Source organism: Parabacteroides sp. APC149_11_2_Y6 (assembly GCF_054506995.1).
This window is the reverse complement of sequence record NZ_CP173709.1, coordinates 89,684-107,759: the sequence shown is the minus strand read 5'-3', so window position 1 is coordinate 107,759 and position 18,076 is coordinate 89,684. Positions and strand designations below refer to the sequence as shown.

The window sequence follows — 18,076 nt, the reverse complement described above, 5'->3', positions numbered from 1 at the left end:
ACATTCAACAATCTGACAAATGTAGAGAAAATATCGAGAAAACCTAACGAACCACAATCATTACATAATCTCTTTCGTATACAGCCGGATTATCCAAAAAGTCAATCAGTTGTTGCTGCTTAGCGTCTCCGGTACGAATTACCGTCTCCCTCATTTCCGTTACAGAACGAATCATATACAGGCAATCGTCCGTTTGCCCGTCCGGCCAGAAAGTCAATCCACCGTCCAGGTCATTCACAAATCCTTTTTCCCGGGACGGAAGAATATAAGTCTTGCCCGTATCTTTCAAATAAACTGCCTGAGTTGTCAGAAGAGGCTTATATTCATCTTCCCAACCCAGCCAGTTCAATATTTTACGCCCGTTTTTCTGATAAAGTCCCATAAACACCCCTTTCGGATTTTCATAAAGAGTCTTCAACCAGACTTTCTTATCCAGTTCGTCCCCTTTGGGAGTCTCGGCCGGAACGATACCGTATTTACCGAAATGAAGGGCATATAAAGGTTTTACCGTCTGACTATCTTTTAGCTGGTAAACCGTATCACAAAAAGGTATCATAAATGTCAGTTTATCCTGGGATGTATTCCAGTATGAAGTTTGGAAAGCACCGGGTGTTTCCGACAATTCTTCCCGAGTCGGATATTTTCCTTCATTCAATTGAAAACAGCAAAGCGTATCTCCCTGTAAATTGAAAGAAGCAATCCCTTTCGGAACCCCTGAGTTCCCGGCATACTGAGCCAATATATACCCATCAGATGAAAAACCGACCAAAGCTTTTTCCGGTGCATGAATCGGATATTTTTCCGTAAGTCCTTCCGGAAAATAATAATTAAAAACCGTCAGCATCGTATCCAGCGGAGGTAATACGCCTATGCAAGGCTCACCCTGAGTTGCATTCCTACGTGTCTCCTGGTCCTTTCCGCTTAATGCCACATACATCCGGGTTGTTTTCTTATCATAAAAAAGCGGACGCCCTCCCATTTCATTATTCCATTTATAAGCCAAAGCTTTAAAGCCATATCGTTTGCTCGGTATTCCTTGCTTACGGTAGTAAAGGCGCGGATTATTAAACGTGAGGAAAGCATTACTATCCTGAAGAGCTATTGCCTGCGTTACCGTATAACGGACATCACCAACAGCATAATAGGAAATCTCGGATGCTATCTGGCTTAATTTCAAAGGGGTAGCGGAAGTATTTAAAGCCTGCTCCAAATCCACAACAGCAGCCGGAGAAGAATAATCATATTTTGCTACATATTGCGGAGACGTCGGTTGGTGCGGCCCTGCTGTTTGCTTTCCACTACAGCCGGCGAACCCCACGGCTATCAGAAACAGGCCTGTTACAATAGATAGTTTTTTCATACAAATTGATTTTTATTATCGGCTAAGATACAGATTTATTGTAATATTGCACATTCAAATCATATCAACAATACAAGTAATGAACTATTCCGGACAATTTATATGCCTGATCGGGCTGACTGTCTCCTTAGCTGTACAAGCTCAGGAAGCAAAAAAAGCAATGACATTTGACGAATTAGTAAAATGGGAACGCATATCCGAACGCACTATCTCCAACGATGGCAAATGGATAACATGTAAAACAGAACCCTGGCAAGGAGATGCCTCCATCTATCTCTATAATCATAAGGGAGAAGAAAAAAAGGTTTTCAAACCGGCTGCCAAGGCAGAGTTTTCCCCTACCTCCCAATATGCACTGATTACCCAAACACCCGCACTGGAGGAGGTTGAAGCTCTGAAACTAAAAAAGACACCGGAAGACCAAATGCCGATGAACAGCCTGCAAGTCCTGAATTTATCCGGCAAACAGGAAACCATCGACTCTCTCAAATCCTATAAACTGTCGGAAACAGCGGATTGGCTCGCTTATCAACGGGGAAATAAATCCGACTCCACCTTATATGTCCGTTCTCTGGACGGTTCACAGAAGGTATCCTTCCCCACTGTTTCTGAATTTGGTTTTGCTAAAAAGGGGAATATTCTATATTACGTATCCGACTCCTCTTTATACACTTACAACCCACAACAAGGAAATATCCGGATAAAGGAAGAAAAAGGTGTTTTCAAGAAAATAACATTCAACGAAGAAGGCAATAAATTAGCATTCCTGTTTTGTGCAGACAAAGACTCTACAGCCACCGGTTCCGCTTTATACCTTTCCGATACGAATAAACCGGCACGATTAGTCGCAGAAAAAGGAAACCGGGCTTTCCCTTCCTCCTGGGTTATCAGTGAAAACGGAAACTTATACTTCTCGGAAAATACATCCCGGCTTTTCTTCGGAACAGCTCCGGCTCCTAAAGAAAAAGATACGACACAACTCGCTGAAAACCGCCCGGATGTCCAGATATGGAAATGGGATGAAGGCATCCAGTATACACAACAAATCTATAATAAGGCAAATGAACTGAAACGTTCCTACACCGCCGTGTACAATCTCAACACTCAAAATATTATCCAACTTGCAACCGAAGAAATCCCTAATCTGATAATCTCGGACAAAGGTAATGCATCGGTTGCACTCCTCTCTTCCTCCATTCCCTACGAAACGGAACGGATGTGGGAAGGCAGGACCCATTATGACATTTACAGCATCAATCTGGACAATGGAAACCGCCGGCTTATAAAAAAAGCGGCTAATACGAACATGCGTCTTTCCCCGAAAGGCAAATATGCTTTTTGGTACAGCGAACCGGATAGCGCCTGGTATACTTATTCTTTTACCGACACGAAAGAATATCAATTGACTACTCCACAAACATTCGTTGCCTGGGATGAAGAAAACGATGTTCCGGACTATCCTGCGGCATACGGCTCGGCTGGTTGGACTACCGATGACGAATATTTGCTCATATCCGACCGGTATGATATTTGGAAATTCAGCCCTACAGGAAACGGAAGCCCAATTAACCTCACAGTAAACGGAAGAGAAAAACAACTGGCCTATCAACTGCTTAAGTTGGATAAGGAACAAGTTTCCATCGATTTGAAAACACCTCAATTGCTGATGGCTTTCAATGAAACCACAAAGGGATATGGATACTACAGTAGCCGCACAATGGCATCTTCGCAACCAAAGGCTCCCCAAACCTTGCTATCCGGCAATTTTATGCTGAAAGCACCTCTTAAAGCAAAAGATTCGGATGCCCTTGTTTACACACAGGAGACTTTTGAACAATACCCGGATTTGCTTCTCTCCGACCTGAGTTTCAAAAAAACAGTCCGATTAACCCATAAAGGAGAACAGCAAAAGGGACTAAACTGGGGTACCGCCGAACTGGTCTCCTGGATTTCATTGGACGGACGTCCCTTGGAAGGAGTTGTTTACAAACCTGAAAACTTCGATCCGAACAAAAAATATCCGGTCATTGTAAACTTTTACGAGCGCAATGCCTCTACCTTATATAATTACCGGATGCCTGAGCCTCATCGTTCCACCATCGATTATCATTTTTATACCAGCAACGGATACATCGTATTTAATCCGGATGTGCGCTATACGGACGGTTATCCGGGAGAAAGTTGTTATAATTGTGTGATGCCGGGAATCACCTCCCTGATTGCCAAAGGATATATCAATGAAAAAGCGATTGCCGCCCAGGGACACAGTTGGGGTGGCTACCAGGTCGCTTATCTGGCAACCCGAACCAATCTGTTTGCCGCCATCGAATCGGGTGCTCCGGTGGTTAATATGTTTAGCGCTTACGGTGGTATACGTTGGGGGTCCGGATTAAACCGTTCTTTCCAATACGAACATGGCCAAAGCCGTATAGGCGGTTCCATCTGGGAAATGCCTATGCAATATTTCTCAAACTCTCCGCTTTTCACGATGGACAAGGTTACAACCCCTATCCTGATTATGCATAACGACAACGACGGACATGTGCCCTGGTATCAGGGAATAGAATATTTCATTGCTTTAAAACGGTTACAGAAACCTGTATGGCTACTCAATTACACAGGAGAACCGCACTGGCCGATGCATATGGCTAACCGAATCGATTTCCAAAAACGCATGTACCAGTTCTTCGACCATTATCTCCGTTATACACCCATGCCCAAATGGATGCGTGAAGGTGTTCCGGCTGTAGACCAGAAATTTGACCTCGGCTATTAAAATTATCATCTTTTTCCCTTTATTTTGATGGAATAATAAAAAAATACACAAAGTTTCCATCAAATAAATCCATCAAAATAAAGGGAATCAGATTACACTTTATCATTTAACACAATCTATTGACACGCTTTTGTTGCATATAGTTTTGATTTTCCTTACCTTTGCGCCCGTTTTTAAGGAGACCAAATGTCATAAAGAAACATTGTACTTTTAAAAATTGGATTATTAGGTATTAGTTATTTTTTATTTACAAACAACAAACGATTGTGTCTATGATGAAAAAGTTGACTTTTGTCATCTTATGCCTTATTGCGGCTATAAGTATGGCATCAGCGCAAACACAGGTAACAGGGAGTGTTATCTATGCCGAAGACGGCGAACCCGTTATCGGAGCGTCGGTAGTAGTAAAAGGGACAACAGCAGGAGCTGTTACCGACATCGATGGTAATTTCACATTGGAAGCTCCATCAAATGCAAAGATTCTTGTTGTTTCATACGTAGGTATGACTACACAGGAAGTAAAAGTGGCCTCTCATGTAGTGGTAAAATTGGAATCCGATACCCAACATATCGAAGAAGTTGTGGTTACCGGATATGGAGTTACTAAAAAAGCAGCCTTTACCGGAGCCGCACAGGTGGTAAACAGCGAAGCTCTGACTAAAAGAAGCGATGCAAACTTCATGAATTCATTGGAAGGTTCTGTTGCAGGTTTGCAGGTCGGTAATTTTACCGGACAACCGGGAGCATTCACCTCTACAACAATCCGTGGTATGGGATCTATCAATTCAGGTACAGAACCGCTGTATGTGGTAGACGGTATTGCTATCTACACGGACAAAATGGGTGTAAACAAAGATCCGGGTTCCGGACAGTTGTCCAGTAGCCCTCTTGCCAACATCAACCCGAATGACATCGAAAACATCACAGTCTTAAAGGATGCAACTGCAACATCTATTTATGGTGCCCGTGCTGCCAACGGTGTAATCGTGATTACCACCAAGAAAGGAGCAAGCGGCAAAGCGCGTTTCAATTTCAGTGCCAAAGCCGGTGTAAGCTTCGTTGGCAAATTAGACCATAAATACCGTAGTACAAACTTGGACCAGTACAAAGAAATCTGGGCGGAAGGATTGGTTAATTCAGGAGATGCAGCTAATAGACAAGAAGGTATGGATATTTTATATGCTAAGATAGCAGACCCGGTTTACGGATTCGGAGTTGACCTGAACAAAGTAACGAACAGTGTCGACTGGCTGGATGCTATTTTACGTAATGGTGTCACTCAGGAATATAACTTAAGTGTCCAGGGTGGTAACGAAACACTGAAATACTTCATCAGCGGTAGCTACTATCAAAACAAAGGCGTAGTAATCGGTACCGGGATGAAACGTTATACGGGTAGAGTAAACCTGGACGGTATCAGCGGACGCATCGGATATGGTATCTCCATTAACGGAGCATTCAGTGATATCGATAACAGCCTGACAGAAAGCCAGTACAAAAACCCGATGGTTGCCGTATACGACCTTCGTCCTTTTGAACAAATCTATAATGCGGACGGCTCATATAATCTGGATGCATATTACAATCCGGTAGCAATCAATGACAAAGACAAAGGAGACAAGAACAACCAGGGACAGACAACCTTAGTTGTCAATCCTTATTTCACTTATAAATTCATGGATGGTTTAACCTGGAAAACAAATGCAGGTTTAAGCTTAATCGACCTGAATGAGTTCTATTACAGTTCTATCTACAACCCCCAATACGCCAGCAGCTGGATGCAGGGAGAAAGAAACCAGGAACGTGCAACTACACTGTCTATCACCAATACGATTAATTTCAACCGTTCTTTTAATAAAGTACACAACCTGAATATCTTATTAGGACAAGAAGCACAAAAAATTTCATTCAAGAATATCTATACGGTTGCCAACAATTATCCGTCTGACCGGATAATTGAACTGGGAGGAGCTTCCGTCCCAGTTTCAGCAAGTTCAATGGCGAAAGCCAGCACATTGGCTTCCTTCTTCTTCAACGGAGAATATAACTTCAATAATAAATATTATGGTTCAGCCTCTTTCCGCTATGACGGTTCTTCCCGTTTCGGTGCAAACAACAAATGGGCTCCGTTCTGGTCTGTAGGTGCCAAATACCGTATCTCTGAAGAAGATTTCATGGCCGATACAAAAGAATGGTTGTCCGACCTGACTATCCGTGGTAGCTACGGTACGGTAGGTAACCAGGATATCGGTTATTTTGCAGCTATGGGATTATATGAATACGGATATTCATACGACAAGATTCCGGGTTCTGTACCTTCACAATATGCAAATCCCGACTTAAAGTGGGAAACTGTTGCCAAAGCGGACATTGGTATCAATGCCGTACTGTTCGACCGGGTAACTGTTGAATTGGATTATTATAACCAACGTACAAAAGACATGATTTTCGAAGTTCCTCTGTCTTATACGACCGGTTACGACTTCAAAACAATGAACCTGGGGGAAATGGAAAACCAGGGGTTTGAATTCCTTATCAACACCAGCATCATCAACACAAAAGAATTCAGTTGGAATGTAAACCTGACAGGAACGGTAAACCGCAACAAGATTATCCGTCTTGCTACCGACCAACCTATCGAAAGCAGCACGACAATCCGTAAAGTCGGCGAGCCTTACCATACATTCTACATGCCGGAATATGCAGGCGTAGACCCTCAAACCGGTTCGCCCCTTTGGTATAAGGGTAAAGAAGGTGACGAAACAACTTCTAATATCAATGAAGCCGGTCAACGTATCGTAGGCTCTGCCGACCCTAAATTCTATGGCGGATTTGGCATGAATTTCAAATATAAGGCATTCGACTTCTCCTTTGATATGAACTATTCATTGGGCAACAAAGTATACAACTCAGGTTTTGCATTCGATATGCAGGTAGGGCACTATCTTTGGGGTCCGGTTACCAACTACGTTTACGAAAACCGCTGGCAACAGCCGGGCGATATTACCGATGTTCCTAAATTCGTAGCAGGTGACGGCTCTAACGCAAACGCAATCTCTTCCCGCTTCCTGATGAATGGTTCCTATTTGCGTATGAAATCAATGGTTCTGGGTTACACTCTGCCTCGTCAGATACTGGCTCATGCGCTGATTGATAATATCCGCGTGTACGTTTCCGCAGACAACCTGTTTACTGTTCGTTCAAAAGACTTTATTGGTTTCGACCCGCAAACCCGTCCTGACGGTGTTCAGTCATGGGCTTATCCGGTTCCGACCAATGTAATGTTCGGTATTAATGTAGGTTTCTAATACAAACAAATGAGTAGTAATAAATTAAACAGTAAATTCATGATGAAAAATATATTTTCCGTCGTTTTAATCGGATTATCCTTGCTGTCCTTCAGTTCATGCAATGATTTTCTGACTGAAATTCCGACTACCTCCATCCCCGATGAAGAAGCATTCGAATCGGCACGCGATTATGATGTAGCCTTACATGGTGTTTACAACTATTTGGGTGCTGCCGAATTTATGGGTAGAGACGCTCTCGCAATGAGTGATGTGGCCTCCGACCAGTCTGCACACTCTGTGGCAACCTCCCACTTTTACGACATTTTCGCTTATCAGGTATTAGAGACAAATACATATATCAAAGATATCTGGTCGTATGGCTACAAAGTAATCAACTTTTCAGCACGCATCATCGACGCCTCAAAAACGGCTACCGATTTTTCAGAAGAAGATATCGCAGCTATCGACGCTTGTGTGGCACAGGCATACGGGCTCAAAGCATTAAGCGAATTTATTCTGGTAAATTACTTTGCATTGCCTTATTCCGAAGCAAACAAAAGTACATTAGGTATTGTAAACCAGGAGAAAACAATACTTCCGGGAGAAACAATCGGCCGTACGACTGTTGAAGAAAATTACAAACTGATTCTTTCGGATATTGAAAACGCAAAGAAATATTTCGATAAAGAAAATGTGGAAGATGTTGGTTATTTCTATATGAACAGAGCTGCAGTTTCTGCATTGGAAGCACGTGTTCGCCTGTATATGAAAGATTATGACGGAGCAATTGCAGCAGCAGAGGAAGCCATCGGACTTCGTGGTGGAAGCATTGTTTCTACAGAAGAAAGCTATAAAAATATGTTCTATCGCCTGGACATTTCTTCCGAAGATTTGTTCGTGATATCAAAAACGGAAACAGATTACCTGACAGCCAATTCTCTGAATACCCTGTATAAAGACTATGGCGTATCTGTAAACGAGACAACAAGAAATGAGTTTGCATCTACAGACATCCGTTTATCCGTATTGAATGTCAAAAACAAAGACGGAGAATATGAATGGACAGGAGGTAAGTTAAGCGGTCTGCTTCAGAACGGACAACATCTGGACATCCAGAATGTCCCAGTGTTGCGCCTGCCGGAAGTCTATTTGAACCTGGCTGAGGCATATGCCATGAAAGCAAATTATAAAGAAGCCCGCAAAAACCTGTTGGAAGTTGCAAGCAAACGCAATCCGGACCTGGATGAAAATGCAATCAAAGAAGATGCCTCCATCATTCCTCTTATCCTGAAAGAACGCCGCCTGGAACTGGTACAGGAAGGACACCGTTTCTTTGATGCACGCCGTTCAGGAGAAAAAATCGACGTATCAAACGGAGACTATACAAATTTCGATATCGCTAAATTTGTATATCCTATCCCTGCAAAAGAGGTGAACGCCGCTGCCGGTGTTACACAAACACCGAACTGGGATGCCAATTTACCGAAGTAAGAAAATTAGTTTACGATAACTATTTTGAAGGGACTGCCAGTTAAAAGGCAGTCCCTTTTTTAATGCCCCTATTCATGTCCCCCCTACCCTGTTTTCAAAACATAGGTGTTTTGCATTTAAAACATATATGCTTTGAAATCAAAACACCTATGTTTTGAAAATAGGAAATCACACTTATTTGATTATCTTTGTAAACTAATAACCCGTTTAAAACCATTGGTTATGAAGAAAAGAGGATTATTTTTAATTTTATCCCTGTTCGCCGTTTTCGCAATCCAAGCGCAATCCAACTTCACATGGGTTCGGAATAAAGAAGGAAAGATGATTGCAATGCCCAAATACGCCGTATTTAAACTGGAAATGCCCAAATCATTAATTAATTCCTATACCCCATCCGGCAGACAATTGATAGATGCCCAACTGAGGAAGTTTGTCCCGAACTTCACCTCACCATCCTTGCCGGAACGCCCGATGGACATGCAGGTTCATTCTTCGGCATACCGTCCGTTTTTCAACGTATATGCTCCCATGCTGCAACAGATATCCCCTATGGCTCTGGATTTCTCGGAAACATCCGTTATCCCGATTAGCGAACGATTGACCTTTACTGCTACCGGACAACAATATACCTGGCCCGGAGCAGGCGGACTGACCCGTCTCATGCCTCAACTTGTATGGAACAAAGACCGGTTGACAATCGCCGGAGGAGCTTTCGGAGGTCGCTTTTTCACCCCGTTCAACCTCTCTTCCCAATTTATGGGAGGCTTCAACATAATGGCGAATTACGAACTGACAGACAAGGTGGATATAAAAGGCTGGGGACAATATGCTTTCTATAGTGCCAACGAACAGCATAACCCGCACATGCTGATGAACCCTTTCTTCAACCACACGAACGTTGGGGGTGCAGTCGAATTTAAAGCAAATGACGGATTCAAGTTCGGAGTCGGAATTAATTTTGAACGAGCCTACCAAGGAGGAGGCCTACAACCGCAATACATGCTTTACGGAAAGAAATGGGCGTTCTAACAGAACCGGAACATTACAGCATGTTTTTCCCGCTTCATAGTTATGTTTTCGGAAAATCATAGTTATGATTCCGAAAAAGCATAACTATGGAATTTCTAAATTAAAGAGAGAATCGTACCATGCAATGCCCCATTACTTGCCACAACCTGCTTACCTGACGACCAGGTATCTTTTCCGTCAAAATCCGTCAGCATACCACCTGCCTGCATCAGGATAATCCCTGCAGCCGCAACGTCCCATGGGCCAAGGAATCCTTCTATACGTGCTTCAAAGCGCCCTGCTGCGACATAACAAATTTCAGAGGCGGCGGAACCCAAAAGACGGGTACCTCCGGCAAAGCCATACAATTTATCAACCAAATGCAGGGCCGTCGGGCGGTAATGGTCTGAATCATAAGGGAAGCCTATAGCGATAAACGCTTTATCGAACTCCCGTATGCCGGACACATGTATCTCTTTCCCGTTCAAATAGGCTTTACTCCCTTTCCAGGCATAAAAGCATTCATCCCGGCACACCTCATATACTACACCCAGTATAATTTCTTCCCTGGTTCGTAAAGCAATACTCACCGCATAAGGAGCCATATCATGGATATAGTTGGAAGTACCGTCCAGCGGATCTATCACCCAGCAATATTCCTGTCCGTCCAGGCTACCAGTCCCTTCTTCTGCAATAAATCCCGCCTCAGGCAGTAATGCGGAAAGCTGTTCTACCAGCCGCCGTTCGGATTCCTTATCCACATACGACACATAGTTGTGCGCACTCTTCTCTTCCACCCGGCTACTATCGAATTTTTCGCGTTGCTCTCTCAGGAAAGCGCCTGCTTCGAGGGCTATCTCCCGTACTTTTGCACAAAGGCTCTCTACATCTAACATAATGATACTCTTTATTCTTCACAAATGTAATTATCTTTTTTGCGCCTCATTTATTTTTATGCTATATTTGTTTAATAAATCTGAAACAAAATACGTGTTTTAACCGTTATCATAGTACAAAAATAGAGAATACGAATAGCAGATGAGACGTTGGATTAAGCGGATAGGGATTGTGCTTCTAATACCGGTTGTATTGGTATTCATAGTTTCTATTCTACTCTATATACCTCCTTTCCAGAAATTTGCGGTGCGATTGGCTACCCAATACGCCAGCGAAGCTACAGGCATGCAGATAGGCATTGGGGAAATACGGCTATCTTTTCCATTGGACCTGACCGTTGGAAAAGTGCAGGTTATTTCTACTCCCGATACATTACTCGACCTCGAAAGCCTTAAGGTTAGTATCCGGCCGCTTCCTTTACTTAAAAAAGAAGTGCTGGTTGAAGCCGTCGACCTGAACAAGGTAAAGGTCAACACAGGGAAGCTAATCGAAGGCATGGAAATAAAAGGGAACCTGGACCGGTTCTATCTCCATGCAGACCGTGTCAATTTAGGAAAAGAGACGGCACGCCTGAATACCGTAGAGCTTTCGGATGCAGCTATTACTCTGTTAATGAATGATACCACTCCCAAAACAGATACAACGACAACCGTTGTGAACTGGATTCTGCTATTGGAAAAAATAAATCTGGACCGCGTTGCTTTCGCACTGCAAATGCCAAACGATTCACTTCGTCTGGCTACTTATATAGACAAAGCCAGCCTGACAAGCGGTTTTGTCGACCTCGGAACAGAGCGGTACGGAGCTAAAGAATTCAGGTTATCCAATTCATCATTCAATTATGATGGCGACAACAAAAAGGAACAACCCGGTTTCGACCCGATGCACCTCGCCCTGAACAATGTGAATATCTCATTAGATTCTATTTTATATGCAGGGCTGGAAATGAATGCAAATATACTGGAAATGAATGCTGTCGACCGTTCCGGCCTGACCATTAACTCACTTACCGGAAATCTGGCAAGCGACAGCACAACAATACAGGTGCCCCAACTTCTGCTCAAAACTCCCTATTCCGAAGTACGTCTGCTGGCAAATGTACCCTGGAGTTCTTTCGCAGACAAACCGGAGGGGACGTTGCATGCATTGCTCACCGCCTCTCTCGGAAAAGAGGATTTATTCACATTTGCAGGGACACTGCCTGATGAATTGAAAAAGTCGTTCCCTACCAAACCTCTTTCCGTGACAACCGGAGTAGAAGGCAATTTAGCGGCTCTCCGCCTTCGCCAACTGAAAGGAGAAATACCGGGGACTTTCAATCTGGATATATCCGGAAAACTACAGAATATAACCGACAGTATCACCCGCTCCGGCGATTTCCAACTGGATGCAAAAACCGGAAATCTGAATTTTATCCTCAGTATGCTACCGGCAAAAGAAAGAGCACGCTATAATATTCCGGAAGGTATGCGGCTTACAGGGGAGGGTTCCCTTAGGAATGGAGAATATCAGGCACAAATCGAACTGTTGCAAGATAAAGGAAAAGTCGAGCTTTCTGCCCGTTTCAATCCCCTATTGGAAACTTATGGAATGGATTTGAGAACAGACAGTCTGGAACCTGTCCATTTCCTGCCCCAGGACTCCCTTTACAGAATGACGGTCTCGCTCCATGCCGAAGGAAAAGGATATGACCCGTTTTCCGCCCGTACCCATGCCAAAGTTGATGGAACGATAAGCGATATTTTATACGGGGCATCCTCCATTGCAGATGTAACCCTGAAAGGCTCACTGGAAAAGAATCTTTTACTGTTTGACCTGAAGAGCTTATATCCGCTGGCAAAAATCGATATGTCACTAAATGCTACTTTGCTAAAGAAAGAAATCAAAGCGATGCTGATTGCAGACGTGGATAATCTCGATTTATATGGTATGCATCTGATGACAGATTCGCTGGCAACCTCTTTCCAACTGTTCTCCGAGGCTAAAACGGATATGGGGAAAAACAACCTGATAGATGTTACGCTGGGTAACTGGGAATTAATTACAAATACCGGGAAATTCCGTCCGAAAACACTTACCTTACATGCCCAAAGTACGGTAGACACGACACGGGTATCTTTCCATGCCGGAGATTTAGGCATTGTTTTGACAGGAAACACGGATATTGAAACACTGGCTGATAAATTCACGAAAATCAATAATAACATAAACCAGCAACTCGAAAGGGATTCGATCATCGACCTGCCGTCATTCCGTCCGTTAATGCCGGATATGGATCTGCGGATTACAGCAGGGAAAGACAATCCTATTTACAACATCCTTCAGGAAGAGAACATCACATTCAATAACCTGCAAGTAATTGCATCTACTTCTCCGGAAGACGGATTCCAAATGGATGCCGACCTCTTTTCGTTAATGCAGGATACCACACGTATAGATACCATTTGCTTCAAAATGCACGAAGACTCTCTCGGACTACTATATGACGCAAGAGTGGTAAAAACAAGATTCCGCAAGCAATCTCCGTTTACGGCCGGGCTTACCGGAAAAATACGAAGTACATTTGCCGATGCGGAACTTCGCTATACCGACGGGCAAGGCAATACCGGTATACATATCGGATTGCGTGCTGATAAGGAACGGGAAGGTTTCCGCCTGCACCTGTTCCCCGAAGACCCGATCCTCGTATTCCGTCCATTCCAGCTAAATCCGGATAATTATATCCTGTACAAAAATATAAAAGATATTGCCGCCAACGTGCGATTTTCCGGATTGGAGAACTCTTCCCTCTGGATACACTCTTTGCCGGAAGATGGAAAAATGGAAGAACTTCATGCCGAGTTATCTCAAATCGACCTGAATCTGATCTCCAAGAGTTTCCCGGACTTGCCTGCTATGCGGGGGCTGCTGAATGCCGACCTGCAATATGCCCCGTCCGACAGTAATTTCCTGGTAGTAGCCGACGCTTATATAGACAGCCTGTTCTATGATGGAGGAAGGGTCGGAGAGCTTATGTTCAATACGGTATATTTGCCTACGGGAAAAAACAATCACCAGGTGGATATGCACTTATTCCGCGACCAGAATGAAGTGGCTTCCATCATGGCTCACTACACAGCCGGAAAACAAGACCATATAGATGGGAACATCAACATTACCGACCTTCCTCTGGAAATGGTCAACCCGTTCATTCCCGACAATATGGCTAAACTGAGCGGTAAGCTACAGGGAGAAATGGAGATTACCGGTTCCAGCAAGCTACCGAAAGTAAATGGTAATATGCGGTTAGACAGTGCGGCAGTGTACGTTACAGCTGTCGGAACTTCTTTCAATTTCGACCCCAAAGAAATTAAAGTCAAAGATAACCTGATGGATTTCGATAATTACAGTATCTATACCTCTACCACGAATCCTTTTGTCATAGACGGAACTATCGACTTCCATGATCCGGCAAAAATGCTTGCCGACCTGCGTCTGACCGCCCACGAAATGCAATTGCTGAATACAAAAAAGACGAAGGAAAGCATGGTATATGGGAAACTGCTTGTCAACCTGAACTCTACGTTGAAAGGGCCACTCAGCACCTTGATGATGCGCGGAGAACTGGAACTCCTGGGAGGAACGAATGTGACCTATGTCATGCAGGAATCCCCGCTTACGGCACAAGACCGGCTTGCCGACCTGGTTACTTTTGTGGACTTCTCCGATACATTAATTACCCGTACACGCAGGCCTGAGTCGCCTCTGCCCATCGGCGGGCTGGATATGTTGATGACAATCCATATCGACCAGTCGGTCCGTTTGAATGCAGATATTACCCCGGACGAATCCAGCCGTATACAACTGGAAGGCGGAGGAGATTTGTCTTTCCAGTACACAACACAAGGAGACATGATATTAAACGGGCGATACACCCTGTCCGGCGGAACGGTAAAATATGCCCTGCCGATTATCCCGCTGAAAGAATTTAATATACAATCCGGAAGCTATGTGCAATGGAGCGGCAACCCGATGGACCCGATGATGAACCTGACGGCAACGGAACGGGTAAGGGCATCCGTCACGATAGGAGAACAACCGGCACGTCTTGTAACTTTCAATGTGGGAGTTGCTATCAAAGAAACGCTTGAAAACCTGCAACTTCAATTTATTATTTCCGCTCCTGAAGACCAAAGCATGCAACAGGAATTAGCCAAACTGGGTGAAAGCGAACGGGCACAAATCGCAGTGACCATGCTTGTTACAGGCATGTACCTGAATGTAAACGATAAAAATTCCACATCCAAGAAGCCGAGCCTCGATATGGGGTCCGCCCTGAACAGCTTCCTGCAAAGCGAAATTAACAATATTGCCGGTAGCGCACTTAAATCGGTGGATATATCCCTTGGTATGGAACAATATGATGAAAACGGAACAGCCGGAGGAGGTTCAAGAACAGACTTCTCATTCCGTTTTGCCAAACGGTTCTACAACGACCGTATCAGCATTATTCTCGGCGGACGTATCTCTACCGGGCAAAATGCCAATCAACAGGGACAGACACAGCCGTTCATCGATAATGTATCCATCGAATATCGTTTGGATGGCAGCGGCACCCGGTATATCAAACTCTTCCACAACAAAAACTATGAAAGTTTATTGGAAGGGGTAATCACGGAAACAGGTGCCGGTATCGTACTCCGTAAGAAAATGCGCCATCTCCGTGAACTGTTTATTTTTAAAAAGAACAAGGTAAAACCGGTTAAGGAAGAAAAGACAGAAGAGACAAAATGAAAAAAGAAAGATACATATATCATATAGGATGTTTAGTGCTATCATTTTTGTTAGCATTCCTCATGTCCTGCTCCACTACCAAGAATCTGCCCGAAAACGAAGTGCTCTATACGGGTATTAAAAAGATTGAGGTCGAAAATCAAGACATCACCCCGGAAGGAGAAGAGGCGCTGTCGGAAGTCGAAGCGGCACTTTCTTACCCGCCTAATAATGCATTATTGGGAAGTTCTTCCATCCGTATTCCTTTCCCGTTCGGACTGTGGGTATATAATGCTTTCGTAAATAAAAAAGGTAAAATCGGGCAATGGATATTCAAGAAACTGGCGAGTAAGCCTATATATATCAATACGGTCAATCCGGAGGTAAGAACCAAGGTCGCCTATAATCTGCTTCGTGAATATGGATATTTCAATGGAGCGACTTCCTATCAGATAGATCCAGACCCTAAGAATCCGAAAAAGGCAAAAATCACTTACAAAGTCGAAATGAACCAGCCGTATACTTACGACAGTATCGCTTATGTTAGATTACGTCACCGGGTCGATACATTGATACAAAAAAATATAGGAGACAGGCTTTTAAATATCGGCGATAATTTCAATGTTACAAAACTGGAGGCGGAAAGACAACGTATATCTTCCCTGCTCCGTAATAACGGATATTACTATTTCCGTCCTGATTTTATTACCTATCAGGCAGACACTTTACTAAATCCGGGCAAGGTCGCTTTACGTATTTCTACAAAACCGGGATTACCCCGCACCGTATTACGCCCCTGGAAAATAGGTGACGTTTCCGTCTATCTGAATGGCTTCGATTATGAAATGCCCACCGACTCCGTTCGTTATAAAGACCTGACCATTTATTATGAGGGAAAACTCAGGGTACGTCCCAAGGTTCTTTACAACCGGATAAAGTTCCGCCCGGGTGAATTTTATTCGCAACAACAACAGGAGAAAACGCAGACCGGTTTTTCGCGCCTGGGAGTCTTCCGATATTCGGAAATGCAATATACCCCGAAGGATACTTCACGCCGCTGCGATACACTGAATCTAAAAATCAATACGGTATACGACCTTCCGCTGGATGGTGAATTAGAACTGAACGTAACCTCCAAAAGCAACGGGCAATTAGGTCCGGGCGCTATTTTCAGTGTCACCAAACGTAATGTGTTTGGCGGAGGCGAAACTTTCAATGTCCGGTTGCGCGGTTCTTATGAATGGCAAACAGGAAGTCACGTTGTCGGCAACAGTTCTACAATCAACAGTTGGGAATTAGGAGTGAACACAACGCTGACATTCCCACAGGTCCTTTTCCCAAAACTGGTAAAGGGGGATACGAAATATCCTTCCAGTACCTCTTTCCGTATCTATATTGACCAACTGAACCGTGCCAAATTTTTCAAGATGCTGGCATTCGGAGGAAGTGCATCTTACGATTTCCAACCTTCGGCAACCAGCCAGCATTCCGTAACTCCATTCAAACTGACTTATTCGTTGTTGCAACGTACTACCGCAGAATTTGACTCTATCATAAATGTAAACAGGGCATTGGGCTTAAGTTTGGAAAACCAGTTTATTCCCGCAATGGGATATACCTATACCTACGACGATTCTCCTATCACCAGTAAAAAGAATCATATCTGGTGGCAGACCTCTATCACGCAGGCTGGTAACATAATCGGGGGGATTTATGCCCTTACGGGAAGCAAGTTCAACGAAAAGAACAAAACGCTGTTCGGGAATAAGTTTGCACAGTTCGTAAAGTTGACCAGTGAAATCCGTTATAATTACTATCTGGGAAACAGGCAGCATCTGGTAGGACGTTTAATGGCAGGGGCAGCCTACAGTTATGGAAACTCGGATATAACTCCCTACGGCGAACAATTCTATATAGGAGGAGCCAACAGTATCCGTGCCTTTACAGTCCGCACCCTTGGTCCCGGAAGTTATCATCCTAACGATACACAATACGGCTACCTGGACCAAACCGGAGACCTGAAATTCGAAGCGAACCTGGAATACCGTTTCCCCATTTTAGGAGACCTGCACGGGGCTGTATTTTTGGATAGTGGCAATATCTGGCTAATCCGTGAAGATGAAAACCGTCCGGGCGGACAATTTGAACTGAAAGACTTTTTCAAAGACCTGGCACTGGGAACAGGAGTCGGTATACGATATGACCTGACCTTTATTGTTCTCCGCCTGGATTTGGGTATCGGTATTCATGTTCCCTATGAAACCGGCAAAAAAGGATATTACAACATTCCCAAATTTAAGGATGGACTGGGACTTCACTTTGCCATTGGATATCCGTTCTAAAACAATTACAGCTAATTCTAACAGCTTGTCATATAATAAACTATCCTTTTAAAAGGTTGTTTTTCAAAAAATATAGTGACGATACGGACCCAAAATGTGACAATTTATCCACTATCTCATCTTTGCAAATGATACTTTTGTTTCGAAATAACAACTATTT

The 18,076-nt window shown here is 43.8% G+C and carries 8 protein-coding genes; 6 read left to right on the top strand and 2 right to left on the bottom strand.

The window, feature by feature from the left end:
• Nucleotides 1-43 precede the first annotated feature (43 nt).
• The gene (locus ACGE0T_RS00355; protein WP_459188589.1) at nt 44-1,360 is read right to left on the bottom strand and encodes a DUF4933 domain-containing protein; all 1,317 of its coding nucleotides are present in this window, start codon (nt 1,358-1,360) and stop codon (nt 44-46) included.
• Nucleotides 1,361-1,439: 79 nt separating this feature from the next.
• Here ACGE0T_RS00355 and ACGE0T_RS00350 point away from each other — a divergent pair, with 79 nt between their 5' ends.
• The 4 genes from ACGE0T_RS00350 (at nt 1,440) to ACGE0T_RS00335 (ending at nt 9,946) form a co-directional block, all read left to right on the top strand.
• Nucleotides 1,440-4,136: an alpha/beta hydrolase family protein gene (locus ACGE0T_RS00350; RefSeq protein WP_459188588.1), complete on the top strand. Its 2,697-nt coding sequence runs from the start codon at nt 1,440-1,442 to the stop codon at nt 4,134-4,136.
• 272 nt (nt 4,137-4,408) lie between these two features.
• Complete coding sequence (locus tag ACGE0T_RS00345; protein WP_459188587.1) at nt 4,409-7,444, top strand: SusC/RagA family TonB-linked outer membrane protein; 3,036 nt, start codon at nt 4,409-4,411, stop codon at nt 7,442-7,444.
• 39 nt (nt 7,445-7,483) lie between these two features.
• Nucleotides 7,484-8,917, top strand: a complete 1,434-nt coding sequence (locus ACGE0T_RS00340; RefSeq protein WP_459188586.1) for a RagB/SusD family nutrient uptake outer membrane protein — start codon at nt 7,484-7,486, stop codon at nt 8,915-8,917.
• 222 nt (nt 8,918-9,139) lie between these two features.
• The gene (locus tag ACGE0T_RS00335) at nt 9,140-9,946 is read left to right on the top strand and encodes a hypothetical protein (protein WP_459188585.1); all 807 of its coding nucleotides are present in this window, start codon (nt 9,140-9,142) and stop codon (nt 9,944-9,946) included.
• A 95-nt stretch (nt 9,947-10,041) separates the two neighbouring features.
• On the opposite strand, the gene ACGE0T_RS00330 is transcribed toward ACGE0T_RS00335, so the two are convergent.
• Complete coding sequence (locus ACGE0T_RS00330) at nt 10,042-10,821, bottom strand: inositol monophosphatase family protein (RefSeq protein ID WP_459188584.1); 780 nt, start codon at nt 10,819-10,821, stop codon at nt 10,042-10,044.
• A 142-nt stretch (nt 10,822-10,963) separates the two neighbouring features.
• Here ACGE0T_RS00330 and ACGE0T_RS00325 point away from each other — a divergent pair, with 142 nt between their 5' ends.
• Nucleotides 10,964-15,595, top strand: coding sequence for a translocation/assembly module TamB domain-containing protein (locus ACGE0T_RS00325; protein ID WP_459188583.1), 4,632 nt, complete (start codon nt 10,964-10,966; stop codon nt 15,593-15,595).
• The gene (gene tamL, locus ACGE0T_RS00320; RefSeq protein ID WP_459188582.1) at nt 15,592-17,916 is read left to right on the top strand and encodes a translocation and assembly module lipoprotein TamL; all 2,325 of its coding nucleotides are present in this window, start codon (nt 15,592-15,594) and stop codon (nt 17,914-17,916) included. The genes ACGE0T_RS00325 and tamL overlap by 4 nt, the downstream gene beginning before the upstream one ends.
• Nucleotides 17,917-18,076: the final 160 nt, after the last annotated feature.

Coding starts and splice junctions, on each gene's coding strand:
- ACGE0T_RS00355 (WP_459188589.1), bottom strand. CDS start 1,360: ATGAAAAAACTATCTATTGTAACAGGCCTGTTTCTGATAGCCGTGGGG.
- ACGE0T_RS00335 (WP_459188585.1), top strand. CDS start 9,140: ATGAAGAAAAGAGGATTATTTTTAATTTTATCCCTGTTCGCCGTTTTC.
- ACGE0T_RS00325 (WP_459188583.1), top strand. CDS start 10,964: ATGAGACGTTGGATTAAGCGGATAGGGATTGTGCTTCTAATACCGGTT.
- ACGE0T_RS00330 (WP_459188584.1), bottom strand. CDS start 10,821: ATGTTAGATGTAGAGAGCCTTTGTGCAAAAGTACGGGAGATAGCCCTC.
- ACGE0T_RS00345 (WP_459188587.1), top strand. CDS start 4,409: ATGATGAAAAAGTTGACTTTTGTCATCTTATGCCTTATTGCGGCTATA.
- ACGE0T_RS00340 (WP_459188586.1), top strand. CDS start 7,484: ATGATGAAAAATATATTTTCCGTCGTTTTAATCGGATTATCCTTGCTG.
- ACGE0T_RS00350 (WP_459188588.1), top strand. CDS start 1,440: ATGAACTATTCCGGACAATTTATATGCCTGATCGGGCTGACTGTCTCC.
- tamL (WP_459188582.1), top strand. CDS start 15,592: ATGAAAAAAGAAAGATACATATATCATATAGGATGTTTAGTGCTATCA.